The organism is Moorella humiferrea, assembly GCF_039233145.1.
Taxonomy (GTDB): domain Bacteria; phylum Bacillota; class DSM-521; order Neomoorellales; family Neomoorellaceae; genus Neomoorella; species Neomoorella humiferrea.
On sequence record NZ_CP136419.1, the window covers coordinates 1,233,534 to 1,257,973 of the forward strand.

28 protein-coding genes, 2 tRNA genes, 1 riboswitch and 1 other annotated feature are annotated in these 24,440 nt (G+C 49.8%); of the genes, 1 reads left to right on the plus strand and 29 read right to left on the minus strand.

The window, feature by feature from the left end; translation table 11 throughout:
- Nucleotide 1: 1 nt before the first annotated feature.
- The 22 genes from MHFGQ_RS06410 to MHFGQ_RS06515 all read right to left on the minus strand — a co-directional run bounded on the left by MHFGQ_RS06410 (nt 2) and on the right by MHFGQ_RS06515 (nt 16,885).
- On the minus strand, nt 2–490 hold the full coding sequence (locus tag MHFGQ_RS06410; RefSeq protein WP_170066124.1) for a tetratricopeptide repeat protein: 489 nt from the start codon (nt 488–490) through the stop codon (nt 2–4).
- A gap of 211 nt (nt 491–701) precedes the next feature.
- Complete coding sequence (locus tag MHFGQ_RS06415; protein WP_146127112.1) at nt 702–1,523, minus strand: quinate 5-dehydrogenase; 822 nt, start codon at nt 1,521–1,523, stop codon at nt 702–704.
- Between the two features lie 53 nt (nt 1,524–1,576).
- Nucleotides 1,577–2,194: a DUF3786 domain-containing protein gene (locus MHFGQ_RS06420; protein WP_106004366.1), complete on the minus strand. Its 618-nt coding sequence runs from the start codon at nt 2,192–2,194 to the stop codon at nt 1,577–1,579.
- Nucleotides 2,195–2,253: 59 nt separating this feature from the next.
- Entirely contained in the window at nt 2,254–2,382 is a 129-nt protein-coding gene (locus MHFGQ_RS06425; protein WP_277996995.1) for a hypothetical protein, read from the minus strand.
- A gap of 135 nt (nt 2,383–2,517) precedes the next feature.
- Nucleotides 2,518–2,593, minus strand: a tRNA-Lys gene (locus MHFGQ_RS06430).
- Between the two features lie 5 nt (nt 2,594–2,598).
- Nucleotides 2,599–2,675, minus strand: a tRNA-Arg gene (locus tag MHFGQ_RS06435).
- Nucleotides 2,676–2,796: 121 nt separating this feature from the next.
- A complete protein-coding gene (locus tag MHFGQ_RS06440) occupies nt 2,797–3,591 on the minus strand; it encodes an ABC transporter permease (RefSeq protein WP_106004367.1) in 795 nt (264 codons plus the stop codon).
- A 2-nt stretch (nt 3,592–3,593) separates the two neighbouring features.
- A complete protein-coding gene (locus tag MHFGQ_RS06445) occupies nt 3,594–4,349 on the minus strand; it encodes a phosphate ABC transporter ATP-binding protein (RefSeq protein WP_106004368.1) in 756 nt (251 codons plus the stop codon).
- A gap of 142 nt (nt 4,350–4,491) precedes the next feature.
- Nucleotides 4,492–4,595: riboswitch (SAM riboswitch) on the minus strand.
- Nucleotides 4,596–4,876: 281 nt separating this feature from the next.
- Nucleotides 4,877–5,689, minus strand: a complete 813-nt coding sequence (locus tag MHFGQ_RS06450) for a hypothetical protein (RefSeq protein WP_106004369.1) — start codon at nt 5,687–5,689, stop codon at nt 4,877–4,879.
- Nucleotides 5,676–6,377, minus strand: a complete 702-nt coding sequence (locus MHFGQ_RS06455; protein ID WP_106004370.1) for an ABC transporter ATP-binding protein — start codon at nt 6,375–6,377, stop codon at nt 5,676–5,678. Before MHFGQ_RS06455 ends, MHFGQ_RS06450 begins: the two co-directional genes overlap by 14 nt.
- The gene (locus MHFGQ_RS06460; RefSeq protein ID WP_106004371.1) at nt 6,374–6,748 is read right to left on the minus strand and encodes a GntR family transcriptional regulator; all 375 of its coding nucleotides are present in this window, start codon (nt 6,746–6,748) and stop codon (nt 6,374–6,376) included. The genes MHFGQ_RS06455 and MHFGQ_RS06460 overlap by 4 nt, the downstream gene beginning before the upstream one ends.
- Before the next feature lie 179 nt (nt 6,749–6,927).
- The gene (locus MHFGQ_RS06465) at nt 6,928–7,620 is read right to left on the minus strand and encodes a class I SAM-dependent methyltransferase (RefSeq protein WP_106004372.1); all 693 of its coding nucleotides are present in this window, start codon (nt 7,618–7,620) and stop codon (nt 6,928–6,930) included.
- Nucleotides 7,621–7,732: 112 nt separating this feature from the next.
- Nucleotides 7,733–8,059: a hypothetical protein gene (locus MHFGQ_RS06470; RefSeq protein ID WP_170066125.1), complete on the minus strand. Its 327-nt coding sequence runs from the start codon at nt 8,057–8,059 to the stop codon at nt 7,733–7,735.
- A gap of 96 nt (nt 8,060–8,155) precedes the next feature.
- Nucleotides 8,156–8,938, minus strand: a complete 783-nt coding sequence (locus MHFGQ_RS06475) for an IclR family transcriptional regulator (RefSeq protein ID WP_245907749.1) — start codon at nt 8,936–8,938, stop codon at nt 8,156–8,158.
- A 57-nt stretch (nt 8,939–8,995) separates the two neighbouring features.
- Entirely contained in the window at nt 8,996–10,636 is a 1,641-nt protein-coding gene (locus MHFGQ_RS06480) for a glutamate synthase-related protein (RefSeq protein ID WP_106004374.1), read from the minus strand.
- A 229-nt stretch (nt 10,637–10,865) separates the two neighbouring features.
- A complete protein-coding gene (locus tag MHFGQ_RS06485) occupies nt 10,866–11,669 on the minus strand; it encodes an IclR family transcriptional regulator (RefSeq protein WP_106004375.1) in 804 nt (267 codons plus the stop codon).
- A 149-nt stretch (nt 11,670–11,818) separates the two neighbouring features.
- On the minus strand, nt 11,819–12,016 hold the full coding sequence (locus MHFGQ_RS06490) for a hypothetical protein (protein WP_106004376.1): 198 nt from the start codon (nt 12,014–12,016) through the stop codon (nt 11,819–11,821).
- A gap of 133 nt (nt 12,017–12,149) precedes the next feature.
- Nucleotides 12,150–12,764, minus strand: a complete 615-nt coding sequence (gene pduL, locus MHFGQ_RS06495; protein ID WP_106004377.1) for a phosphate propanoyltransferase — start codon at nt 12,762–12,764, stop codon at nt 12,150–12,152.
- 315 nt (nt 12,765–13,079) lie between these two features.
- Nucleotides 13,080–14,924, minus strand: coding sequence for a ferrous iron transport protein B (feoB, locus tag MHFGQ_RS06500; protein WP_106004378.1), 1,845 nt, complete (start codon nt 14,922–14,924; stop codon nt 13,080–13,082).
- Nucleotides 14,905–15,183, minus strand: a complete 279-nt coding sequence (locus tag MHFGQ_RS06505; RefSeq protein ID WP_106004379.1) for a FeoA family protein — start codon at nt 15,181–15,183, stop codon at nt 14,905–14,907. Before MHFGQ_RS06505 ends, feoB begins: the two co-directional genes overlap by 20 nt.
- 116 nt (nt 15,184–15,299) lie before the next feature.
- Entirely contained in the window at nt 15,300–16,112 is an 813-nt protein-coding gene (locus MHFGQ_RS06510; RefSeq protein WP_106004380.1) for an ATP-binding protein, read from the minus strand.
- Between the two features lie 29 nt (nt 16,113–16,141).
- Nucleotides 16,142–16,885, minus strand: coding sequence for a DnaD domain protein (locus MHFGQ_RS06515; RefSeq protein WP_106004381.1), 744 nt, complete (start codon nt 16,883–16,885; stop codon nt 16,142–16,144).
- Between the two features lie 149 nt (nt 16,886–17,034).
- Between MHFGQ_RS06515 and MHFGQ_RS06520 the strand changes: the two genes are divergently transcribed.
- Nucleotides 17,035–17,940: an Asp23/Gls24 family envelope stress response protein gene (locus MHFGQ_RS06520; RefSeq protein ID WP_106004382.1), complete on the plus strand. Its 906-nt coding sequence runs from the start codon at nt 17,035–17,037 to the stop codon at nt 17,938–17,940.
- Here the strand turns inward: MHFGQ_RS06520 and MHFGQ_RS06525 are convergent.
- The 7 genes from MHFGQ_RS06525 to MHFGQ_RS06555 form a co-directional block, all read right to left on the minus strand.
- Entirely contained in the window at nt 17,843–19,438 is a 1,596-nt protein-coding gene (locus MHFGQ_RS06525; protein ID WP_106004383.1) for an MBL fold metallo-hydrolase RNA specificity domain-containing protein, read from the minus strand. The two genes, MHFGQ_RS06520 and MHFGQ_RS06525, sit on opposite strands and share 98 nt — an antisense overlap.
- 39 nt (nt 19,439–19,477) lie before the next feature.
- Nucleotides 19,478–20,692 carry an aminotransferase class I/II-fold pyridoxal phosphate-dependent enzyme gene (locus tag MHFGQ_RS06530; protein WP_106004384.1) on the minus strand — a complete coding sequence of 405 codons (1,215 nt, stop codon included), beginning with the start codon at nt 20,690–20,692 and terminating at the stop codon, nt 19,478–19,480.
- On the minus strand, nt 20,689–21,171 hold the full coding sequence (locus tag MHFGQ_RS06535; RefSeq protein ID WP_106004385.1) for an Lrp/AsnC family transcriptional regulator: 483 nt from the start codon (nt 21,169–21,171) through the stop codon (nt 20,689–20,691). The genes MHFGQ_RS06530 and MHFGQ_RS06535 overlap by 4 nt, the downstream gene beginning before the upstream one ends.
- A gap of 38 nt (nt 21,172–21,209) precedes the next feature.
- Nucleotides 21,210–21,455, minus strand: a binding site (T-box leader).
- A 56-nt stretch (nt 21,456–21,511) separates the two neighbouring features.
- Nucleotides 21,512–22,270, minus strand: coding sequence for a hypothetical protein (locus tag MHFGQ_RS06540; RefSeq protein WP_343105538.1), 759 nt, complete (start codon nt 22,268–22,270; stop codon nt 21,512–21,514).
- A gap of 102 nt (nt 22,271–22,372) precedes the next feature.
- Nucleotides 22,373–23,296: a methylenetetrahydrofolate reductase gene (locus MHFGQ_RS06545; RefSeq protein ID WP_338834970.1), complete on the minus strand. Its 924-nt coding sequence runs from the start codon at nt 23,294–23,296 to the stop codon at nt 22,373–22,375.
- The gene (locus tag MHFGQ_RS06550; protein WP_338823623.1) at nt 23,293–23,964 is read right to left on the minus strand and encodes a methylenetetrahydrofolate reductase C-terminal domain-containing protein; all 672 of its coding nucleotides are present in this window, start codon (nt 23,962–23,964) and stop codon (nt 23,293–23,295) included. The genes MHFGQ_RS06545 and MHFGQ_RS06550 overlap by 4 nt, the downstream gene beginning before the upstream one ends.
- On the minus strand, nt 23,961–24,440 hold the full coding sequence (locus tag MHFGQ_RS06555; RefSeq protein WP_245907810.1) for a hydrogenase iron-sulfur subunit: 480 nt from the start codon (nt 24,438–24,440) through the stop codon (nt 23,961–23,963). The genes MHFGQ_RS06550 and MHFGQ_RS06555 overlap by 4 nt, the downstream gene beginning before the upstream one ends.

Below are 24,440 nucleotides of genomic sequence, written 5' to 3' on the forward strand. Positions count from 1 at the left end.
GCTAACTATATATTGCCATAGGAGCAGTAGAGGCGCAAGCCTGTTGGTGAAATTCGGGATGGGGTTCATTATTCTCTTTGGTAAGTGTCTTTGGTGTCGAAAGAAGTTGCTGTAAGAAACCTAAAATTTCCCCCAGGCGCTCTACGATGAAATTATCTTCCGGTGCCAGTTCATAGGCACTCCAATAATTGGCGACGGCCATGGAGAAACGACCATGGTATTCATTAATTACTCCCAGGGCTAAATGGGCCTCCAGATCCCTGGGATTGTTTCTTGCACGGCAGTGATATAAAAAGTAATTTTTGTTATCTTCGAGATAATCTTGGTGGAATAAAACACTCCCTATTATTATAGCCCGCCGTTTACTGTTATTGTCCTCTATTTCCAGGGGACAGCAACAAGTAAAATGTATGTCTTCAACTTTTAATTTTCTTCGTAGAGAACGACAAAGGGCGCAACGGCCGTCATAGCCCCGCCCCAGAATAGTCATTACATGGCCCTCCACTTTAATAGTGGCTAAGGTAGGGATATTTCCACGTAGCATTTCCAGTTGGAGGGTTATTGTTTTTAATTCACCTGCATGCCGAAGATGAAAGTTAATCTGACAGGATTGTAACTTATCGCTATTTTGCACCATTCTCCTCTCCCCCGTTCTATACATTCTATATGCGGGGTCGGAAGAGAAAAGAATACCTTTGTATTTATTCCTGTAGCAAGTGAAGGGTGGGCAACCATCCAAAGTCACCGGCCAAGACGGCGAACTGCTCTGGTACAGACCCTAGTGCTGTCATTACAGCTTCCATGGCATTGGCCGCCGGGCTGAAACCTGCGAAAATGGGTGTCGTAGTGATAAGCGAAAAAACTCCAACACGGCGGAGTAACTGCCGTTCGGAGGGAGTAGTGCCGCTGGTGACGACGACCTTACCTTCAAGGGAATTGGGTAGATTATGGCGGATAAAATGCCAATCACCGGCAATTATTTTAGCCCTGGTGAAAAGATGATTGAAACGCAGGTAGGATTTTTGTTGGCCGTTGCCATGGGGGTAAAGGTAAGCGAGGGGAAGATGGGCAAGTAAAGGCATGGTTAAATGACCTAATAACCTGAAGCAAGACAAAGAAAAACCAAGGGGTAACTTTAAACCGAAGGCGGCATCTCCAGCGATGACTTTAAAGCCTTTAAACTGCAGTGCTTGAGCCAGCCAGTAACGATCTAAGACGGAAACTACCAGTGCCGTGCTGCCAAAAGGCAAAAAATCTAGTAATCTTACGGCCAACGGTTCTATCCACTGTTTCCAGCCAGAGCCGTCAACGAGGGGCGTTTTTTTTACCTGGCGGTATAAATATTGGCCTTCCGGACATGGATAACGGCGGGAACCCAATTGATAAAAAAAATTGGCTCCCCCTAAACCCAGGGCATCCACCCGGCCATCAAGTTCCCGAAGAAAGCGTGCGGCAGTATCAATACAGCCATTACAACCGCGTCGTTCGAGCAGTATTGTTTCCCGGCCGCAATTCAATTTCAACTGATAGTTTCTTTTAGCGCTTCCTAAACTAACGCTGACTACGTGTTTTATGGTTAATTCGACTCCCCTGCCTGTTTTTGCAAGCGCCTGACAAGATATTCGGCAAGTACGGCATAATCTTCGGTTGCCATAAGCTCTGTGGCGGAGATATCGAAAAGTATAGTTCCCCCAGGTGGGATTTCTTCATCTCCGGCCCACACGACAAGTCTGACCGGTAGTTTGGGAAAAGGGTAGAGTTCAACAGTGGCCGTACCGTGATTTATAGGTATTCCTCCCAGGGAGATGCCGGCTTTAACAAGCAGTGCTGGATTTTGTCCAAAACTACGGATAAGGGGAAAGACAGCCCGCCCATAAAAGGGTTGCTGATAAAGAGGACCGCCGGGTAACTCTTTGAAGGAAATCCATTCCCCTTTTAGAGAGATCTCCGGTCCTAAAAGATAATGAAGGATTAAAACATTTAAACGCGGTTCAACGGAAGTATTATTTTTATACGTAACAGCACCATCCGGGTGATAAATGTAAAAAGAATCATTTAACGAAGGTAGCAACAATGCCTTTTTCTTTTCTTCCCAGACAGCTCCTTTAGAAAAAGCTATTTTTTCAGGAGCGACCATCGCCCATTTCTTCTGCGCTAGATTTAGGGTAACTTCAAGGTTATAAGGAAGGGACATTTTCCTGCACCCCTTCGCCCTTAACGTAATAAAAAAGCCGGTTGCTACCGGCCGGTTGGCTAATGTAACGGAATAACGATAAAATTGTGCTTTTCTTTTTCTAAAGACAAGACAGTTTCTAGTTCTTCTGCACTCACGAAACGATAATCTACCTCTTCCCCGCTGATCCAGGTGAGCAAATAATCCATACCCCCGCCCCCTCGGGTATTTTGTATACATCATTCTAAATTCAGGATAACACTTCAACGAGGAAAATGCAAGGGGTTATTTATGCAATTTAAGATAAAAGGTACCCTTCATATTTTAAAGGGTACCTCAACACATGGTGCGCCAGGTAGGCTTCGAACCCACGACCCGCTGATTAAGAGTCAGCTGCTCTACCAACTGAGCTACTGGCGCAAATATGGCGCGCCCGGCAGGATTCGAACCTGCGGCCTCCGGACTCGGATTCCGTTACTCTATCCACCTGAGCTACGGGCGCTCAACAACTGCAAGTGATATTATAGTATAGATTGCCGTGAAAGTCAATAAGTACATTATCTCAGGTTGAAATATAACCGCAATGACACCGGCCTCCTGGCGGCGTACCTTTAATCTGGCTTTTAAATTTTGTTATTCTGCACCGGTGGTTTTAGCTGGTGGTTGGGCGTAAAGTAATAGCGGTAGGCCAGCAGGGTGGCGGTAATGGTAGTCAGGGCCGTGGCGGCGGCCACCATATAGGTGACGACCACCTGATACCTGACGGCTGCCGCCGGGCTGGCCCCGGCAATGATCTGGCCACTCATCATTCCCGGCAACTGGACGATGCCCACCGTCATCATGGTACTGATGGTCGGTAACATGGCCGCCCGCAGGGCCGAACGCAGGTATGGCAGGACCGCCAGGTAAGCAGTCGCCCCCAGGGACAGGGCCGCCTCGATTTCCCCCCGGTGGGCCTTGATTTCCCCCGTCAGGCGGTTGATGGCCAGAGCGGCACCGATCATGGCGTTGCCCACAATCATCCCGGCGATAGGGATAATATACTGGGGCTGATACCATGGTTTTACCTTTAAAACAATGCCGATGACAATGGCCAGGGTTACAATCCCGCCCAGAGCGATGGCCAGGAGCATAATGAAAAATAAGCCCGGCCAGCGCTCCTGTTGCCGACGGTAGGCGTTGGCGGCAGCCACCAGTAACATGATACCTAAGGCCAGTATCACCAGGTACCAGCGGTTAAGGTTAAAGATCACCTGCAAAAGGTAACCGACGGCCGTGAGCTGGACAAAAGTCCTCAGGGTACCGATAAATAGATCCCCGTGGAGGTCCAGACGCTGCCACAAGGAAACGGCCAGGGTGATTCCTACAAGGATCAGGGCTAGGAGGAGATCGCCGTAGCCGATATTGATATACTGCATCCTTATCCCTCCAACTGCCCGGACAGGAAAAGCCTGCTGCGGGGGTCTTGCGGGGCAGTAAAAAACTGCTGGGCCGGAGCTGCCTCGACTACTTCGCCGTGATGGAGAAAAAGGACTTCGTCGGCAACCTGGCGAGCCTGGTCCAGAAGGTGGGTAACGAAGATGATGGTCAGTCCCAGGCGAGTTTTTAGATCGGCCATCAGGTGCAGAATGTTGGCCGCCGCTGTGGGGTCGAGGGCCGACGTCGGCTCGTCAAGAAGCAAAACCTCCGGTTCGTTGGCGAGGGTCCGGGCCAGGGAAACCCGCTGCTGCTGGCCGATGGAAAGACTGTCGGCCCGGCGGTTCAGGAATTCTGTTCCCAGGCCCACCATCTGGATTAATTCCTCGGCCCTGGCCCGGGACAGCGAGATGCCCCGCAGGCGAGGACCGTAGCTGATGTTCTCCAGCACCGTGCCGGGAAAGAGTGTGGGCAGCTGCCAGACCATTCCCACCCGCCGGCGCAGGGTAAATATATTGAGGCTCTTTAAGTCCTGGCCATCCAGGGTAATACGGCCGGCAGCCGGATCCTCCAAGCGGTTTAGAAGCCTGAGCAGGCTGGATTTACCGGAACCGGAGGGCCCGAGAACAGCGGTGATTTTCCCTTTAAGAAAGGATGTAGTTATCCTGTGCAGGATAATGACAGTCGTTACGTCCCCGGCGGTATTACGGCCGGGACGCTTCAGGGTTACCTCATTTAGCTCAAATTTTGCTTCCCCCATATATACTCCCTTCCCTGGGGACCGCTCCCCCTTAGTCCCGGGCAAAAATTATCCCCGATAATAATTATATTTGGTGATATCCGCCTCACCAGGCGTAAAATAAAAACCCCTTCCCGGATTAAGAAGAGGTTGGATAAGGGCCAACTTATCTTCCCAGATGTTTCCTGCAGCACCTGGCACCTTCCGGTTAAATGCCGGGGTTGCCGGGTTTCATCGGGGCACTCCCTCCACCTCGCGCGATAAGCCATGGGACGTTTGGCGGTTTATCTAATTAAATTAATACCACTTCCTGAACGGTGGCGTCAAGATATCTTCGGCGCGAGCCATCTCTCCATCTCACGCTGAAAGTGCCGGGAGACCTGCCCGCCTTAATAAGCTGCAGGGTAGACGTTAGCGTCAAGCATGTGGTACTATCGCAGGATGAAAATGGCGGTATAAATACTTTACTATGGAGCGGTTTGAGCCAGCTCAGAAGATATTTTCGATCGCTAAGTTCCAGCCTCCGGGCCCCCTCTTTATGCCTAGCGTTACAGTTCCACCCGGCGGTTGTAAAAGAGCACTGTAGTGATAAAAAGTAGAATGGTTACCAGCAGCAGGGCCGCCGTTCCAGCGTAGATAGATATCTCACCGGGACTGGCAGAGATACTCAGGGAGTGAAAGTTAAGGGGCAGGCGGATATTGATAGCCGGCCAGGGCAGGTAATTCAAAACTTTTGCCAGCCAGGTGGCCAGCTTGCCTGACACGTACATACCAGCCAAGAAAAAGGCTCCAGCTAACCATCCGGAGAATTTCCGCACCGACTGGCCCAGAAGGCTGCCCAGGAAGGCGAGAAGGACAACGTTGGCCAGTTCAAGTATCCCGTTTACGGTGATTATCGCCAGGATAAGGCGGTATTGCCGGATAAGTTGCCAGATCTCATTATTTATCATCACAAAATATGCGTCTAATACTGTCGCCTTAAATAAAGCACCTGTGGCCAGGAGGGCTGCCAGGCTTAAAAGAATAAACTGGGTGAGTACTGCCAGGAGCTTGGCCAGGACAACCTGTTGCCCGTTCACCGGCAGGGATAACAGCAGGTAAACGGTATTGTTCTTCCACTCATCCCCCCAGATTTTGAAGGACTCTATAAGGGGCAAAAATCCAGTTATAACAAGCATCATTAAACTGAAAACCAGATGGGTGCCTGGAGGCCAAGTCGCCGTGCCGGCTTTGTAATACAGGAAAAGATTCCAGAGCAGGATAAGCCCCAGCACCACCATACTTTCCAGGCGCAAATCCCGCAGTTCCTTGCGGTAAAGGCGGCCCAGCTTCTGCCAGCCACTGATATTAGTCGTTGCCATGGCGGAAAACCTCCTTCATAATGGCCGCCAGGGACCGGCCTTCCAGCTGGCGCAAATTCTCGGCCGTACCGGCCAGCTTAACGCGCCCCCGGTCAATAAAGACTACATCCTCCACCAACCCTTCAACCTCCTGGATCTCGTGGGTGGAAAGGATGATGGTCTGCTCGCCGGTACTGTAGTCCTTGACGATGGTGCGGATGATTGCATCACGGGTCAAAATATCGATGCCCGAGAGAGGTTCATCCAGCAGGACGTACCTGGCCCGCCGGGAAAAGGTCAGGAGCAATTTCACCTTGGCCCGCATCCCCTTGGAAATTTTACTGATCATCATCGATGGTTCCAGTTGCAGGAAAGATAACAGGTCCTGGTATTTGGCCCCGTCCCAGTCCTCATAGAAACCGGCAAAGAAGCTGACGGCGTCATTGATAGTCATCCAGGGGTACAGGTAATCGATTTCCGGCAGGTAGGCTATCATGCTTTTAGTGGTCATACCCGGCGCCTCCCCGTCAATGAGGACCCGGCCGGCGTCCGGGCGGGTGAGGCCGGCTATCATCTTCAGGCAGGTCGATTTGCCGGCGCCGTTAGGCCCGAAGAGACCGGTGATCTTGCCGCCGGCAATCTCCAAGGTAAATTCATCCAGGGCCCGGGTGGAGCCGAAGGTTTTAGTTACCCGTTCAAATACAATCATCTTTTACCCTCCTCTTCCTGTTCCAACGCCTGGTGCACCAGACTGAGAATCTCCCTGGCGTTTAAACCCAGGGAGCGCATTTCGACGATAAAGCGGTTGAGGATGCCACCGGCCAGTTCGGCCTTGATCTCCGGCAGCAGCCCGGGCCGGTTGGATATAAATGTTCCCTGGCCGCGGAGGGTTTCCAAGAGGCCCATGGTCTCCATCTCCCTGTAGGCCCGCTGGACGGTGTTGGGATTGACCTGCAGTTCCGCGGCCATTTCCCGCTGGGAGGGGAGCTTCTGGCCTGGCTGGAGTTCGCCCCGGGCTAATTGTTTCTTGATAGATTCAATAATCTGCAGGTAAATGGGACGGGAATTATCAAATTGCATCGGCCTCCTCACCTTTCAATGTAGATAGAAAAAGTGCATTAATACATTAGTGCACTATTATTCTAACCCAGATCGGGAAAGGTGTCAAGGTTAAATAACTCCGAAAGGACAAAAAAAATAACCCCTCCGTGGAAGTATTCTAGAAGGGGTAATACTTTGATGATCACTGCCTGTCCTCTTTAGTCTTTATAACTCACCGCCACAATAAACCCTCCATCGGTACGGCCTTCTTTAGCGGCGGCAGCTTCAATAGCCAGGGCCTCTTCTACTTTTGTGCCATCAAAGTCGGGACCGAAGAAGAGAACGGCTTTACCCTTAACGTTTTTACCGGGCATGGCAGCCAGGAGTTCAGGCAGGGTATAAAATTTTGCATACCGGAAGAGGCTGTCTGGCTCCCGGGCGGCCCGGGCTTCATAATGGCGGCTCCAGAGGCTGTTACCGCCGATGAGGCCGATGACCATCCTTCCCCCGGGCTTTAGCACGCGGTAACCCTCCGCCAGGGCGGCCTTTAAATCCGGCGCAAATTCCAGGGCCGTAACCGAAACTATCTTATCAAAGGTGTTATCGGCAAAGGGTAGATTCATAGCATCGGCATGGAGAAATTCGATTTCCAGCCCGGCTGCAGCGGCCTTGCGCCGCGCCGTGGCCAGCATGGGTTCGGAAATGTCTATACCGGTTACCTTTACCCCCAGCCGTGCCAGTTCTAAAGAAAAGTTCCCGGTACCACAACCCACATCGAGAATATGTTCACCAGCATGGGGTTCTAAATAAGCATATACAGGCTCTTTTTCCACGCGGTCCACCAGGGCTCCCAGGGGACGCTTGTACCAGTCGTCATAATCATTGGCTTTATGATCAAAAATTTCCGTCATGACCGTCTCCCCTTTCCTTATTTATTTTATGGTATACCGTATTCGTCATTAAAGGCTATTTTCCTTTTGGGTTCATAAAAAAAGACCCTTGCGGGTCCTTACAGAGCTGGCATTAAGCCGGTTCTTGAGTAACAATAACTTGATCGGCTTCTAGTTGAACTTGGTATTGGCCTTTTTGGAAACCACGTTCCAGCAGCCACTGGGTCAGGTGTTTGCCTCCTATTTCCCCGATTTTACCATGGGCGGCGAGCCTTAATTTTAAATTAGACGGGTCCTCGCTCTTCTTTAAGATTAACTTCTTACCATCAACGCCAATCATAATGTATTGACTGCCGCGCAAATGCTGGAATGCCGCACCGCGAAGACGTATACCGTTACTGGAAACGCTTAAGTCACCTTTGGCATTACGGTTAAATCGACGGGCACGATAAATTTCCACTAAACATCAAACCCTCCTGTAGAGAATTTTAGGTTTGATGTTAGTATTACCCAATTTAGCTTATAAAATACCACTCCGCTAAACTCTAATTTTAGTTTATCGATGTTGATATCCTAAATGCCGGCCGATTTGGAGGGCAACTTGAACAACAGCAGTTGCCAGTTTACCTGCCATCATATCCGGAGGCATCCGGTTGGCCGGGCCTGCAACACTTACCGCTGCTATCACCCTATTTTCATGGTTAAATACAGGTGCGGCAACGCAACGAACCCCTTCCTCCCTTTCACCATGATCCAGGGCAAAACCCTGGCGACGAATTTGCTGTAACTCTTCTCGTAAATGTACAGGGTCGATTATGGTTGTGGCCGTATAAGGATAAAGGGGAACTTCATTAAGAAATATATTCAATTGTTTTTCACTTAAATAGGCCAGGAGGACTTTTCCGGCACCGGTACAATATGCGGGTGCACGTGTGCCGGGCCGGGCCAGCATCTTTATGATATTACTGGACTCGACCTGATCGATATAGACGACTTCATACTTATCCAGGATTGCCAAGTTTGCTGTTTCATTAAAATCATCTACCAGCTGATGTAGTGCCGGCCTGGCTATGGCCCGGATGTCCAGGCTGTAAAGGGCGCGGTTGCCAATCTCAAAGGCCCGGATTCCCAAGCGGTAACGGCCCTGGTAAGGTTCCTGCTCAACCAGACCATGGGCCGCAAGGGCATTTAACAACCTGTGGACAGTACTTATATTCAGCCGGAGTTCTGCACTGATGGCCGAAAGCATCATGGGGGAGCCTTCCCGGGCCAGGGTTTCCAAGATGGCTAAGGCACGGTCAACGGCCTGGACGCCCTTTGTTTTATTAACCTTGGTCACCGGTCCGCACCCCCCAATTTAAAGTTCGATCTCCGCTTAAATCTCTAATTAAAGTAGTTAACTTAGCAAGATTTTCCGGGCAAATTCGTCCTGGATATCGGTAATAAAGGGAATACCGGTTTCAGCCTCGGTTTCGCGGTTGGCGGAAGCAATATCATTCCTGCTGATTTGGTTCAGGGAGAATTTGCGGGCTCCTGCCATTAATTGTTGCAATCCTGCCGCCAGTTTATCGGCAAAGGTCCAGAAAGCAATGGCACCGTAAGGTATATTTTTCATCTCTTCGGCGCCGACTTTCTTCTGAACGTCATAGTAACCGGCAAAGATCTCTTCGGCTTTAGTGCCTATTTCGGCTACAGTTTTGGGTAGGCTATCCCAATTGCCGTTGACTTTGGCGCGTCTCTCAGGATGGAGTACGCCTTCAATGTTGGACCCGACAAAACCGGGAATCATCAAAGCACGACCCATACATACAAGTTTGACGTAGGGGGCCCCTAGAGCCAGTGCTTTGAAGATGTGGTCTTCCCTTGCCAAACCGCCGGCAAAGGCCATATCTACAACTTTATAACCCCTTGCGGCTAAAAGGCTGGCATATTCATAGGCTTTGGCATGAAGGAGAATGGACGGCACGCCCCAAGTTTCCATCATGTTCCACGGGCTCATGCCGGTACCGCCACCCGAGCCGTCTACGGTAAGCAAATCAAGTTTCGCATCCGTGGCGAGTTTGATGGCCATAGCAAGGGCTTCCATACCGTAGGAACCGGTCTTCAAAGTAATCCGCTTGTAGCCCAAACCACGGAGGTACTCAATGGCTTTCATAAAGTTTTCTCTGATCTGTTCATAGCTGTTGAGGTCAGTATAACCCAGGCGGCTGTGGCGGGCAAATGATTTGAGGGCTCCGCTCTTAAAGGCTTCTTGTACTTCAGGAATGGTTGGATCGGGATCGACTACATAGCCCCTGTTTTTTAAGAAAATGGCATAGTCGAGATCGGTAACCTGAATTTCACCGCCAATATCCTTGGCGCCTTGACCCCACTTCAGCTCCAGGATAACTTTATCGCCGTACTTCTCGATGACATATTCGGCAACGCCGTTGCGGGTGTCTTCTACGTTCATCTGAACAATGATGGCACCATACCCATCATAATATTTCAAATAGGTCTGGATACGCCGATCCAATTCAGGTGCTTTAATAATCCTGCCATTTTCAATAACGGCTTCCTTATCAATACCAACTACATTTTCGCCAACAACGATGGGTATGCCTACCAAGGCAGCGCCAATAGAGAAGGAGTCCCAGTATTTGGCGGCGATAAACGTTGAACCCAGGGCTCCCGTCATAATTGGAACCCTGACTTTGGTTTTCACTTCACTTCCAAATTCAGTTTCCAAGTTTACATTGGGGAAAATACAATCGTCGGCACTGTTGGAGAGGCCATTTGTTAGCCCGGAGGCGCCGTAGTTGTATCCCATAATCCTTAAGGAGTTGTAAGATATACCAATATGGGTGGTGTTCGAGCTTCCGGCTGTAACGACACCGAAATCCCGGGGATAGAGGAGCTTACGCCCGACAATACTCGACATCCAGGTTTCGCATTTTCCTTGGCAATCGGCCCGGCATAATGTACATAAACCGGATTCTGCTGGATTACCGCGATTGACGGTTCCGAGAACATCATTCTGTTTGGGCCACTGAATCATTATTTTTGTCCCCCACTTTCAATTGATTTTGCTTCCACCGTTCTGATGCTAAGTATCATACGGTGAAAGTCGCTTTCGCAGCCTCCGGAATTAATTTTAGTAGGGGAAATTATGCTTGTCAACGAAAGGTTCTTTCACTATATGAAAAAAAGAAGTACTCTGGATTCTGTATACATTAATAACTATAAGCTAAAATATATTTAATCCATGAAACCGAATTTCATTATATTTAATCATTACCCATATACCCCAACCGTTTAGACATTTCCCGAGCGACACTAAGAACAATGTCTACCAGCTCGTTATTTAAATAATAGTTCGTAATCCTTGTATCAGGTCCGGAGACACTGATGGCGGCTACCACTTTACCCTCATGGTTACGGATAGGCGCAGCAACACAGCGGACATTTTCATCCCTTTCCCCCAGATCAATAGCATAACCCTGGCGCCGGATACGCTGTAGTTCCTTTTTCAGGATAGCCACATCAGTAATTGTTTCACTTGTATATTGTTCTAATTGGACACCGTTAAAGAGTTTATCAAGCTCTTCGTCACTTAAAGAACTAAGAAGCATTTTGCCAGAACCGGTGGCATGGGCCGGTCCCCGGCTACCGACCCTGGCAAACATACGAACAATTACAATATTGTTTGATTCAACTTGGTCGATATAAACGACATCCCTGCCGTCGAGGATGGCCAGATTGGCTGTTTCATTACAGCGCCTTACCAGTTCTTCCAGGAAGGGGCGTCCAATGGTTTGCAGGTCTTGGGCATAAAGGGCTGTTTTCCCCATGGCAAAGAGTTTTAAGCCCAGTTTATAACGGCTTGTTTCAGGCTCTTGCTCAATATAACCCTTGACGATAAGGGTGCTCAGCAAACGGTGGACAGTACTAATGTTTAATTGGACTTTATCTGCTAAGTCGCTGATGGCCATAGGTACACCGGCTTCGGCCAGGGCATCCATAATGGCCAAAGCCCTTTCTACCGCCTGGACGGTCTTGCTTTCTTCACTATTGTTTTTTTCTCTGGCCATAGTAAATATCTCCTTTAAAGGGTATATAAGGTTAATATGGGAAATTCTAAAACCTTTTTTAAATGATGAAAAAGATTTTCATTATGTTTTAATTTTAGTTCGCTTCAGGGAGACATGTCAAGGGAAAAATAAAAACCCGCTACGGCGGGTTATTTGCGGTGGACGAGGTCGCAATTAATCATACCCTCGTAACATTCGTTACAGAGAAATTGCCCGCATGTAGGGCAAATGCGCATGTCCGGGGGATTTATTTCCAAACAGTCATAGCAATAGGCTGTATCACAATGGTGGCAGATAATACCTTCAACATCTTTGGCTTTACAGCGGTCACAAACTGGTATCTTCATATTTGACCGAACCTCCTCAATTTATTATTACGCTATGTTCCTGCTGAGTTCCTGCTGGTGGAAATAATAGGCGGTAAAAATAAAAATAAAAAAGCTCCTCTTAAGGAGCTTGATGGTTAATCTTTTTAAACTACTAACCTACCATACTAAGGGCCCTTTCCCCGGCGGGGTCTAGCACCTGAACAATATCCTCGTTGTTCAGCAGGCAGGCGTTAGCCTCATCAGTATCTACATGAAACTCCAAGCGATAATTGGGATGAACCCGGACAAGGACATTTTGGAAGATGAGTCCCCTTTCTCCTCCTACCTGCACATTTACCCTATCCTTATCCTTCAAACCGTAACGTCTCGCCTCATTGGTGGGCATGTGAATATGACGGAGGGCGATGATAACGCCCTGCGTCAGGGTTACTACTCCCGCCGGTCCGATAAGGACGCATCCTGGGGAATTATGATGGTCGCCAGAATCGCGTACTGGTGGATTGACCCCCAGTTTAAAAGAATCGGTTCGCGATAGTTCTACCTGACTATATGAACGTAAGGGACCGATTATGCGTACCTTTTCTAATACGCCTTTGGGACCAACTATGGTCACCGTTTCTTTTGCGGCAAATTCGCCGGGCTGTACTAAATCCCTTATTTTGGTAAGTTCCTGTCCCGGTCCGAATAGTATTTGAAAATGTTCTTTTGTAAGATGCACATGCCGCCCGGATACTCCAACCGGCACTTCGAGAAGGACTTTTGACATTTTAACTCATCCCCCTTATTTTTCCCGGGCGTTTGAATATACCGTTCGGAACCGTTTTTCTACCGTTCAACCTCATTATAGAACCGTTCGGCGAAAAAAACAAGGGGGATGGTTAATATTCACAATTTTAAATTTAACTTGCCCCTTTTTTGAACGACAAATCCTTTAAAAGACATCGTGTACAGTTACCCTGGCAACTGCCTATTAAAAGGTCGCGACAACGCGGACAGCGAACCTGAGGAGAATTTTTTACCAGATAGCCGCAGCGGGGACATTTCTGAGTACAGGCCATGGTCTTCTACCTCCTGAGCCAAGTTAGATTAGGAGTTGGGATATTAGCCCTCCTATTAAAAATGCCAGGATGAGAATCGTCGGCCAGATGATAATCCCTTCACGCCAGCCCCGTTCTTTAAATATCATTAACGCCGACGCTATACAGGGGACAAATATTGTAATAGTTACCAGGGCCACCACTGACTGGGCGGGCGTTAAAGCAAGACTATATAATCCAGCGGCTCCAAAATCCCGACGCACAAATCCCATAATGAACGCAGTGGCCGTTTCTTTAGGCAGTTGTAGCCAGTTGACCGTAACTGGAGAGAGCCAATTTTGCAGCGTTTCCAAAAGGCCGGTAACCTGCAAGGTGCCGATTAAAAGGGCACCGACCGCAAATAAAGGTGTGGCTTCCTGGATAAAGTTTTTGGTGCGTGTAGCCGTTTTTTTCAAAACGTTGATCGGTCGTGGGAACCTTAATGGCGGAATGTCAATTAGGAGATCGCTGGGTTTCCCCGGTAAGATCCAGTTTAAAATGGTTCCTGTAAGAACGAAAATGACGGCTATTAAAAAGACGTATAAAAATGTATATCCCGGACCCAGACGGCTCAACATGCTGGTAATTACCGCCAGTTGAGCCGAACAGGGTATGGTCATGGCCAGCAGAAATGTGGCAATGCGCCGTTCCCGCGGCGTCCCCAGCAAGCGCGTGGTAATTGTTGCCGCAGTTACACAACCAAACCCCAGGATGATCGGAATAATACCGCGGCCGTTTAATCCCAGCCTCATAAGCATCCGGTCTACAAGCACGGCTATCCTCGGCAGGTAGCCGGAGTCTTCCAGGGCTGAAAGACTTAAATAAAAACCTAGAACAAGGGGGAGAAGCAACCCTAATATATAGGTTACGGTCATGGTGAGAAGGCCGAATTCACCTATTAAAAGGGTTCCCGGTATAGATGAGGCCGGAATTATCGAGCCGATTAAAGTACGAATAAAGGGTTCGTAGTAACCCTGCATGATGCCTTCTTCTGTAATACTCACTACCGTTTGCGCCACAAATACTCCGATAAATTCATAAAGTATTCCCAGGGTTAAAATTAACAAGGGGATACCCGTCAGAGGATGCATCATCCAGCGACTGAGGCTGGTTTTCCAGGAAGCACCGGATGGATTTTCCTGGACAACGGCCGCTACTATGGCATCAACCCTGCGCCGCCGGGCGAGATAAATTTCTTCCTGCCTGTCCAAAGGTTTCATCCGACAACGTGCGGCGATAAAGGGGTCGCCTTCCAGGATAAGAAGTGCCTCCGCGCGGGTGCGAGTCTTTTTTTCCACTAAGGGCAACATCTCCTGCAGTTCGGGAAGGGCGTTGCCTATTCGGGCTCGGGCGACTGCCTTTTTGACTTCTTCCAAACCAACGTTTTTTATAGCAACGGTAGGTATGACGGGAACTCCCAGGAGTTCCTCCATTTTTTTGACGTCGATTTTAATACCCTGCCGCTTTGCTTCGTCTATCATATTCAAAGCGAGGACCATGGGAATGCCCATATCGATTATTTGCTGGGTAAGGAAAAGGTCGCGTTCCAGGTGGACGGCATCGACGACATTTATGACGACATCGGCTTCCATGATGACGTCCCTTGCCACCTTTTCTTCCTCATTAAAAGAGGAAACGCCGTAAACGCCGGGTGTGTCCAAAACGACATCATTCCCCACCCGTGCGTGGGAAATTTCCAAGGTGGTGCCAGGGAAATTGGATACATCAACATAGAGACCGGTAAAAGCGTTGAAAAAGACTGATTTGCCTACGTTAGGATTGCCGGCCAGAACAATCTTGCGCACACCCGGAGGGATATTTAGCTGTTGGTTAAGGTCGTGGCAGGCCATAGAAATGCCTCCTTACCGGAGATTTGAGGGAAGACGGGCTGGCTATAGGTTCGACGGCTATTTTTCGCGCTAAACCCCGGCCGATGGCTATTTCCTGGCGGTTTTTGGTTACGATAATGGGACCGCCGGGGATAATGGCGGTGCAGGTAACTTGTTCCCCTTCACTGATACCGAAACGAATGGCCTGGGCGCGTATGTCACGGTTCGGTAATAAGAGGATGCGAAAACGTTGTCCTTCTCTAGCTTCAGCAAGAGTCATGGTCTCTCCCTCCCCTTTAACAATGTTTATATTTAAATGATAAAGATTATCAATGAGGCCTATCAATATATTAAACTAAATGAGAATCAGTGTCAATAGAATCGCAAAAAAAGAGCTCACCTTTTAGTGAGGCCTTCGCGGCTGATAACACAGCGTATATCTTCAGCTACGGGTAGGTGATAAGATTGGCAAAGTTGCACAATCCTGGATGTTGTCCGTTCGCCAAGATATTCTTCCAGCGCTTTTAGATCTAGATTACTCGTAATTATCGTGGGCAGCTCATTGATTAAACGATAATTAATCAGGGAATAAATCTTGTTACAGGTCCACTCTGTGTAGTTGTGAGCTCCCAGATCGTCAAGGATTAATATGGCTACCTTACGTGCGGTATCGATAAGTTCCAACTCTGTCTGGGTGTCTTCCTGCGGTCGGCGGTCATAGGTGGCGCGAACCGCATCTAGAAAATCGGGAACGACAATGAAGAGCACCTCACGGCCGGCGGCAGTTAAAGCATTGGCAATGGCGGCCGCCAGGAAGGTTTTACCGCTTCCTACGGGACCGAAAATAAAAAGGCCGCGCCCATGGTTTTCTCGACGATAGGTGGCGATAAAGCGGCGGGCCGCTTCCAAACAGCGGCGTGCGCTTTCGTAATAAGTTAATCCGGTAAGTTCGTCGTTTATAGTCCGCGAGTAATACTTTAGATCAAAGTTCTGCAATGTATATTTAGTTAATTGGGGTGCCAAATTGGCGGCCCGCAGGCGGTTTTGCCAGGCCTTTTGTTGCATGCAGCGACAACGATAGGCACGGCCGTCGCGGATAACCAGTCCTCTATCCTGGCAAATGGGGCAGTGGTATGCAGGCGTTTCTCTTTTTTCTCCCTGTGGCCTATCTTTAACGATTTCCGATAAAGAAATATGTATTCTCTCCATACTCCTTAACTAATAAACCTCCTTAAGAGTTATGGAGTAAGCCGGTATAAATCACGATATTTATCTTGCCTGTTTGTCTGCTGGGAGGACGCACGAGGAGCACGATTTTTTTTCCCTTTTATTTTCTCGTCGTAGGCTAAAGCTTCGGCAAGGGTGCGGATGTTATGGCGGCGCCAGTCTTTTAAAATAGAATCGATGTAGCGAAAATTTACGATGCCGCGTAACACGGCCCGCCGTAGGGCTTCTTGCAATAATTCAACAGGTATATTGTCTTCCAGACACCATGATTTAAGCTGTTCGCTTTCCAGGGGCGACAGGGGGCGGCCGAATTCTTTTTCAAAATTTTGGTATAATTCCCCCAGGCGGGTATTTGCTTCATTGAGTGGTTTTTGGACTTCTGCGAATGTTTTGTAGTCTTCCGTCGCTACTTGAATTAATTTTGTCCAGAGGGGTGTAAAAGAGAAAACATTTTGCCAACGCCCCAGGGAAGGATGAAAATACGGTTCTACTAACAAGAGCTTTTTTTCAATTAAAGAGGCAATTAAATTCTTTATTTCTTCTATATTGTAATTCATGTACTGGCTGATTTTTTCAGCCGTTGGGAAACGCTCGTTTTCTATCTGACGCCAATGTAGAAGATGAATTAAAACCATCATCTCTGCCTCAGTAAGGCCCAGGCGATGGTAATATTTGATTAACAGGTCGGGAACTGCAACGACTCCGGCTTCTAAAAAAGAAACTGCCAGCATCTGAGCGCCGTCGTTATTTACCATATTTCTCCTCCCCTTGGTAACGCCTTGCGTATCTTTCATTATACCATTCTACCTGGTCACCCGTAAAATTTAATTAGAATTTGTTTAAGACGTTGCCCTCAATAATTTTTGGATTATAATTATCTTAGTTAAAGTGGAGGTAAAATACTGTGGAAGTTGTGGCCCTTATCGGTCCTAGCGGAAGCGGGAAAAGTCATCGTGCCCTGGCAGTGGCCAGAGATTATGGAGCCGAAGCGATAATTGACGACGGCCTACTAATTCAGGGAAGCCGTATTTTAGCAGGGGTTTCGGCTAAAGAACAGCCGACCCGAGTAGGAGCTATTCGCACGGCTATCTTCAGCGATCCCGAACATGCCCGCGAAGTAAAAGAAAAATTGGCGGCAATTACTCCCCGGCGCGTGTTAATCCTTAGTACGTCCCGGGAAATGGCGGAACGAATTACCAGACGACTGGAATTACCACCCCCTTCTATATGGGTGGATATTACCGATGTGGCTACGCCAAAGGAGATAGCCCGCGCCCTGAAGATTCGCAACCAGCTGGGAAAACATGTTATACCTGCACCAACAATGGAAGTCAAACCGCGTTTCAAGGGAACCTTTATCGAGCCTTTAAAAACTATTTTGCGTCGCCGCAAAGCACCTCCCGGTAAAAAGAAAAATTTGTGGGTAGAACAGACGACGGTAAGGCCGACCTTCAATGCCCTGGGGCATTTCTATATCGCTCCCAATGCCGTGGCACAACTTGCCGCCTACATGGCCACCGCCGCCGGTCTGCAGGACCCCCGCGTTCAGGTAGAAAACCGAGAGGGGAAACTGGTGTTAAATTTAGAAGTAAACGCTCCCTATGGCGTTTATTGGCCCCCACTTTTACAAACAGCCCAAAAACGGATAAAGGCTGCCATAACAAATATGACGGCCCTGGAAATCGAGGCCGTCAATATTACGGTGCGGGGAATTAAATTTGATGGTTTAAAAGGGCCGCAATTTGTTGCAGTTTCCGCTGAACACCCCCATAATCATGATTGGCAAAACCGGCGTCCACCATTGCTTTGAGCTGTACTAGAATGCGCTGGTAGACGGCTTCGGCTTCGACAGCTGCGGCAACCTGAGCGGCCGGAGCTTCGGGCAGAACCGACGATAAGGTTGCTTTTGCCGGTAGAAGTCTGGCTGTGGCCAGCCATTGGGGGGCTTCTGCAGGCACACCCAGCTCGGCGGTTACCAGGGCGGCGAAGTCTCTGGCCGCCTCTTCTTCACCGTGGGTTACAAAAACCTTTTTGGGTGGACTGCCGCAAGACTTAAGCCATTTTAACAAACCATCCCGGTCGGCGTGGGCGGAGAAGCCATCTAGGCTGATTATATCAGCCCGTACGGCAATTTCTTCACCATGGATACGCACCCTTTTCTCCCCTTCAAGTAGACGGCGGCCGAGGGTGCCGGCGGCCTGATATCCCACTAAAAGAACCGTGCATTCTGGTCTCCAGAGGTTGTGTTTCAAGTGGTGTTTAATACGCCCGGCGTCGCACATGCCGCTGGCGGCGATTATGATGGCTCCTCCTTTAATTTTATTGATGGCCATGGATTCTTCGGCCGTACGACTTATTTTCAATCCCGGCAGGAAGAGGGGACAGGCGCCGTCTTTACTTAACTCTTTAGTTTCAGCATCAAAATATTCTTGATGGCGGCAGAAAATGTCGGTAGCCGCTGCTGCCAGGGGGCTGTCGAGGTATATATTATCGACGTTAATGGCCTTCTGGTTAAGAAGAATATTTAAGTAATAGAGGAGGTCCTGGGTACGTTCGACGGCAAAGGCGGGAATAACCAGGTTGCCTCCTTTTTTCATGGTTTTGTTTATTATTTCTTTGAGAAGTTCAATTTTATCACCCTGGGTATTATGACGGCGATTGCCATAGGTGGATTCCATTATCAAGTAATCGGTGCTTTCAATAGGTGTCGGATCTTTAACGATGGGCTGACCGGGATTTCCCAGATCACCTGAAAAGGTGATCTTGATTTCTTCCGCTCCATCTTTGACCCAAAGTTCTGCTATGGCCGACCCCAGGATATGCCCGGCGTCCTGGAAACGCAGGCGAAAGCCTGGTAGAATTTCCTTTTCGTTTTGATAGTCCAGGGATTGAAAAAACTGCAGGCATTCCGCTGCTTGAGCGGCAGTATAAATAGGCGTCAACAGGGGAAGACCGGCGCGAGAATTTTTTCTGTTCTTGCGTTCTACTTCCATTTCCTGGATATGGCCGCTATCAGGCAACAGGGCGGCGGCTAGTTCGATGGTGGCGGGGGTGGCAAAAACCGGTCCTTTAAAGCCCCCCAGATAGAGTTTAGGGATTAAACCGCAGTGGTCGATATGGGCATGGGTAAGAACTAAGGCGTCTATAGTGGCAGGATTAAAGGGAAACGGCCCGTAATTGCGTTCTTTAATTGCTTTAGAACCCTGGAAGAGACCGCGGTCGATGAGGATACGGTAATGTCCGTTATCAAGAAGGTAACAGGACCCTGTTACCGTGCCGGCAGCCCCGTAAAAGTGCAGATTAATCATTTTTCCTCTCCCTGCATTATTTTTTTTAGAAGCCGGTTATCATGCGTGGGCAACGGCCCGGTCTTTAAAGGCCAGACGACGGGCTACGAACCGTTCCATTCTGTTCATGGCCTCCGTTAATTCGGCGAGGGAAGTGGCATAGGAACAACGGATAAAACCTTCTCCTCCATTGCCGAAGGCCGTACCGGGGACGACGGCCACCTTTTCTTCTTTAAGAAGTGCTTCAGCGAATTCCGTCGAGGTCATCCCCGTAACCTTAATTGAAGGAAATACGTAAAAGGCACCCCTGGGTTCGAAACATTCCAGGCCCATTTCGCGCAAACGGCTGACAACCAGACGGCGGCGGCGGTCATACTCGGCCACCATTCGCTCCACATCCTGGCGACCGTTACGCAGGGCTTCTAACGCGGCCATTTGCCCCATTACCGGTGCGCATAGAATGGTATATTGATGGATTTTAACCATGGCGGCTAAGAAATCGGGATGGGCGGCAATGTATCCCACCCGCCAGCCTGTCATGGCGAAGGCCTTGGAAAAACCGCTGACGAGAATGGTTCGTTCCTGCATACCGGGAATGGCGGCAAAGGAACGGGGCGGGCCGTCATAGCGGAGCTCGGCGTAAATTTCATCGCTGATGACCAGCAGATTATACTTCTTTACTAAAGCGGCGATGGCTTCCATTTCACAATCCTTCAGGACGGCGCCAGTAGGATTGTTAGGAAAGCATAAAATAAGAATTTTGGTGCGCGGAGTTATATATTTTTCCAGCAGTGACGCCGTAAGTTGAAATTCATCTTTCATAGTGGTGGGCACCGTTACAGGTATACCGCCGGCCATATGGGTGATGGGTTTATAGGATACATAACATGGTTCTGGGATTAATACTTCATCGCCGGGGCTGATCAGTGCCCTTAGCGCCAGGTCGACGGCTTCGCTGGCACCTATGGTGACCATTATTTGCTTTTGAGGGTCGTAATTCAAAGCGAAACGTTCTTCAAGATAATCGGCAATGGCCCGGCGCAGTTCAGGTAACCCGTAATTGGAAGTATACATGGTATAACCGCGCTCGAGGGAGCGGACGCAGGCCTCGCGAATATGCCAGGGGGTGACAAAATCGGGTTCTCCAACGCCCAGGGAAATGACCCCGGGGGTATTGGCTACCAAATCAAAAAAGCGCCGAATACCTGATGGCGGTAAATTTTTTACTACGGGGTTAATATAACGCTGGGCGTCAAAACCGCATGTAATGGTCATAGTTGCACCACCTGCCTGCGATCGGCTTCTTGATCTTCAAAAATTACCCCGTCCTGTTTGTATCTTTTAAGGATGAAGTGGGTAACAGTACTCTGGACGTGCTCCAGGGTGGCGAGTTTCTGCGATACAAAAGTAGCAACTTCTTTAAGGTTTTTTCCCTGGACTAACACGGAAAGATCGTAGCTGCCGGACATAAGGAAGACGGATTTTACTTCCGGATAACGGTAAATCCGGGCGGCAATCTCATCAAACCCTACGTCCTGCTGGGGTGTCACCTTTACATCTATTAAAGCGGCTACTTCTTCTGCCCCTGCCTTTTCCCAGTTGATCAAAGTATGGTAACGTAAAATGATTTTTTCCTGCTCCATGGCAGCAATTTCTTTTGCCACCTGATCTACCGGCAGGGCTAACATGACCGCGATTTCTTTAGCAGTTAGTTTACCGTTGAATTCCAGAAGCTCGAGTATTTTTTGGCGCATTGTTCAACCTCCGTTAATATTAAAACCTCCCGTCCCCTTAAAGGGACGGGAGGTTTTATCCCGCGGTACCACCCTTTTTGGTCGTACGACCCAGCTCTATAGCGTCACAAATATGACGACGCCCTGGCCTTTAACGGGGCCATCACCGGCCTGCCTTAAGGAAATTACCCTTTACGGCGGCGGCTCAGGGGTGGCTTTCGGCAGGGCTGCTACCGGGCTCACACCGTCCCCGATTCGCTTTTTGAGCAGGAGCCTGCCTACTTCTTCCCTTTCATTGCCTTTTAACTTCAACAATTTTAATGTTATTGTAGCACCCGTCCGACCGTAGTGTCAATAAAAATTAAGTCGTTTGGCGCCAGTATGCCTCCCGTCGCAGGCGCCGGGCCAAATATATTGGATTAGCCAGTTCATCGGGGGCAACCTTACGAATGCTTATTCCCTGCCGGCGACAGTAAAAATCGTGACGCCAGTCGTACCTGGTGCCGACCAGTTCAAACCCCAATTGCAGGCGTGGCAGAAAAAAGTCAATTTTCCCTCCCCTAGTTTCATAGTCGGCAATAATTTCTTCATCGGGATATGCTTGAAGGAGGGCCAGACGCAGGGCTTCCCTGGCTTGACAGGTAAACTCATGGGGAGCGGGCTCTGGCTGAGGAACTGAAGGCGTTGAAGTATCATCCGGCGTTGATGTATCATCCGTAGCGTTCTCGGAAAAGCTGTCAGGTTCCGGTATGGCCGCCTTTTCTTCAACAGGTGGTGGGTCATTTTCTAGCTGCTTATTTTCATGACGTTTTTTTAAGTAGCGGGAAACGCCTTCCCCGATTATATAGTGAATATCCCCGGGGAAATTGCCGAAGCTCTGGAGGATACGACGTTCGGGCAAACGCTGGGCCACGAGCTGCTCCAATAGGGCTTGAAGATGTTCTTCTTTCCCTTCCAAGATTTCCAGAAGCAGATCACCCAGTTCCTCAACCATATTGACGCCCCGTGCCAAATCCCGGGCACGGGCGGTTTCATCTTCATTGTTTACGGAGATTGCATGTTGAATCAAGGCGTCTATACGTTGAAGAATCTCATTTTCTAACCGCTCATTGCGCAACATCTCCACCTCCCGGCACCTTTTCTCCCATCAATATATGCTCTAAACCATCTGAAAAGAACGGCATGGGCGAAAAAACCCCGGGATAAACCCGGGGGAGCCGATTTAATCCACTTTGGGGCGGGGGTAGAGGCCGGCTTCCTTGACGATGGTGGGGATGATATCTTCCCACATGACGGCCATGATGTGCACGCCGGCTACACCTTCAATGTTTCTTAGGTGTTTTATCTGTTCAACGCATATCGCCACCCCTTCGGCTTTGGGGTCGGCGGCTTTCTCCATGCGGTTGACGATTTCCTCGGGAACGATCATCCCGGCCACTGACTGCTGCATATACCGGGCGGCTTTGGCGGATTTTAAGGGCATGACGCCGGCGATGATGTAGGCCCTTTTGTGAAGCCCCCTTTCCCTGACCATGGCCATGAACTTCTCGAAACGCTCCATGTCGAAGATGCATTGGGTCTGGATGAAGTCGGCCCCGGCGTTGATTTTCTTTTCCAGCCGTAAGACCCGAAACTCAAAGGGATCGGCAAAGGGGTTGGCAGCGGCGCCTATGAAGAAGCGGGGCTCATTACCTTTCAGCTCTTCCCCGCAGGCGAACTTTTTCTCGTCCCGGAGGTCCTTGACGATTTTGATGAGCTGGATGGAATCTATGTCATGGACGTTTTTGGCCGTCGGGTGGTTGCCAAAGCTTTGGTGGTCGCCCGAGAGGCAGAGGACGTTGCGCATACCCAAACTGTAGGCGCCCAGAAGGTCGCTCTGCAGGGCGATCCTGTTGCGGTCCCGGACCGTCATCTGGATGATGGGTTCGCCCCCGCTTGCAAGGACGTGGACGCCGGCGGCGATGCTGGAAAGGCGCACGATGGCCGTCTGGTTGTCCGTCAAATTCATGGCATCCACGTAGTCTTTAAGGAGGGCGGCATGTTTTTTTATTCCTTCGGGGTTGGCGTGTTTCGGCGGCCCTATTTCCCCGCTCACCACGAAATGCCCCTGGGAAAGGAGTCTTTCCAGTTTGCTTTCCGTCTTCATGCCAGCCTCACATCCTCTCGTACCACTTTGCGGGGACCGCCGTCCCGGGATTTGGACCAATCCTTGGGCGGCTGGATTTCCAGGAGGAGGTCGAGTTTACCGAGGGTCTTCAACCGGTCGTAGATGAGCTGCCAGGCGCAGGGGGTTTCCGGGTTGACCTCGCATTTGCCGTTCTGGGAGCCGCCACAGGGGCCGTTGAGAATGCTTTTGGAGCAGCGGATAACGGGGCAGATCCCCCCGGTTTTATGGAGGATGCACTCGCCGCAGAGGCCGCAGCGTTCTTCCCAGACGCCGTGCTCGATAGTTGCGCCGGCGAACTTGGTGTTTAAGGCCGGCACTACCCATTTAGGGTAGCGTTCGGCCAAAAACTGGACGCCGACGCCGCAGGCCAAAGAGACGATGGCGTCGATGTCGTCGGTTACATATTTAGCCAGCATGTCGACGTACTCCGGGTCGCACTGGCGGGTCAGGGTGACTTCCACCGTTTCCAGGGGATTGCCTTCCTTTTTCCTTAACATCCGCAAAGCAGCGGCTAGAATCCCCGTTTCCTTTTCGCCGCCGGCCAGGCACACGGTCACGCAGCCGCCGCAGCCGACCACCAGTATTTTTTGCGCATCATTGATTAACCCTGCCACTTCGGCCAGGGGTTTAGCCTCGGCGATAATCATTCCCCTTCACCTGCTTTCGTCGAATTTCCTTTATGGCCTTCGCCTTCTTTTGGGGGAGGAGGATAGTTTTTGTTCAACGGGCTAGGGCCGAGTTTCTTAATCCGTTCGGTGAACTCCTGGGCGATTTCCGCAAAGCGCGGGCCCATGGCCGCCGAGAGGTTGTACATCTCCAGGCGTTCGCCGCCGATGCCGATCTCGTCCAGGATTTTTTTGGCTTGCTTAACCCGGCGCTTGGCCCGGTAATTACCTTTCAAGAAATGGCAGTCGCCCTCCATGCAGCCCAGGACGTAGACACCGTCAGCGCCCTTTTCAAAGGCCTCCAGCAGTACCCGCACGTCGGTCTTCCCGGAGCAGGGCATTTCAATCACGCGGATATTGGCCGGGTACTGCAGCCGTAAAGACCCGGCCAGGTCGGCGGCCGAGTAGGCGCAGTAGTAGCAGCAGAAGGCGACGATTTTCGGCTCAAAATCCTGCAA

Coding starts and splice junctions, on each gene's coding strand:
- MHFGQ_RS06410 (WP_170066124.1), bottom strand. CDS start 490: ATGACTATTCTGGGGCGGGGCTATGACGGCCGTTGCGCCCTTTGTCGT.
- MHFGQ_RS06420 (WP_106004366.1), bottom strand. CDS start 2,194: ATGTCCCTTCCTTATAACCTTGAAGTTACCCTAAATCTAGCGCAGAAG.
- MHFGQ_RS06425 (WP_277996995.1), bottom strand. CDS start 2,382: ATGGATTATTTGCTCACCTGGATCAGCGGGGAAGAGGTAGATTATCGT.
- MHFGQ_RS06440 (WP_106004367.1), bottom strand. CDS start 3,591: ATGCAGTATATCAATATCGGCTACGGCGATCTCCTCCTAGCCCTGATC.
- MHFGQ_RS06445 (WP_106004368.1), bottom strand. CDS start 4,349: ATGGGGGAAGCAAAATTTGAGCTAAATGAGGTAACCCTGAAGCGTCCC.
- MHFGQ_RS06450 (WP_106004369.1), bottom strand. CDS start 5,689: ATGGCAACGACTAATATCAGTGGCTGGCAGAAGCTGGGCCGCCTTTAC.
- MHFGQ_RS06455 (WP_106004370.1), bottom strand. CDS start 6,377: ATGATTGTATTTGAACGGGTAACTAAAACCTTCGGCTCCACCCGGGCC.
- MHFGQ_RS06460 (WP_106004371.1), bottom strand. CDS start 6,748: ATGCAATTTGATAATTCCCGTCCCATTTACCTGCAGATTATTGAATCT.
- MHFGQ_RS06465 (WP_106004372.1), bottom strand. CDS start 7,620: ATGACGGAAATTTTTGATCATAAAGCCAATGATTATGACGACTGGTAC.
- MHFGQ_RS06480 (WP_106004374.1), bottom strand. CDS start 10,636: ATGATTCAGTGGCCCAAACAGAATGATGTTCTCGGAACCGTCAATCGC.
- MHFGQ_RS06485 (WP_106004375.1), bottom strand. CDS start 11,669: ATGGCCAGAGAAAAAAACAATAGTGAAGAAAGCAAGACCGTCCAGGCG.
- MHFGQ_RS06490 (WP_106004376.1), bottom strand. CDS start 12,016: ATGAAGATACCAGTTTGTGACCGCTGTAAAGCCAAAGATGTTGAAGGT.
- pduL (WP_106004377.1), bottom strand. CDS start 12,764: ATGTCAAAAGTCCTTCTCGAAGTGCCGGTTGGAGTATCCGGGCGGCAT.
- feoB (WP_106004378.1), bottom strand. CDS start 14,924: ATGGCCTGCCACGACCTTAACCAACAGCTAAATATCCCTCCGGGTGTG.
- MHFGQ_RS06505 (WP_106004379.1), bottom strand. CDS start 15,183: ATGACTCTTGCTGAAGCTAGAGAAGGACAACGTTTTCGCATCCTCTTA.
- MHFGQ_RS06510 (WP_106004380.1), bottom strand. CDS start 16,112: ATGGAGAGAATACATATTTCTTTATCGGAAATCGTTAAAGATAGGCCA.
- MHFGQ_RS06515 (WP_106004381.1), bottom strand. CDS start 16,885: ATGGTAAATAACGACGGCGCTCAGATGCTGGCAGTTTCTTTTTTAGAA.
- MHFGQ_RS06525 (WP_106004383.1), bottom strand. CDS start 19,438: ATGATTAATCTGCACTTTTACGGGGCTGCCGGCACGGTAACAGGGTCC.
- MHFGQ_RS06530 (WP_106004384.1), bottom strand. CDS start 20,692: ATGACCATTACATGCGGTTTTGACGCCCAGCGTTATATTAACCCCGTA.
- MHFGQ_RS06535 (WP_106004385.1), bottom strand. CDS start 21,171: ATGCGCCAAAAAATACTCGAGCTTCTGGAATTCAACGGTAAACTAACT.
- MHFGQ_RS06540 (WP_343105538.1), bottom strand. CDS start 22,270: ATGTTGCGCAATGAGCGGTTAGAAAATGAGATTCTTCAACGTATAGAC.
- MHFGQ_RS06545 (WP_338834970.1), bottom strand. CDS start 23,296: ATGAAGACGGAAAGCAAACTGGAAAGACTCCTTTCCCAGGGGCATTTC.
- MHFGQ_RS06550 (WP_338823623.1), bottom strand. CDS start 23,964: ATGATTATCGCCGAGGCTAAACCCCTGGCCGAAGTGGCAGGGTTAATC.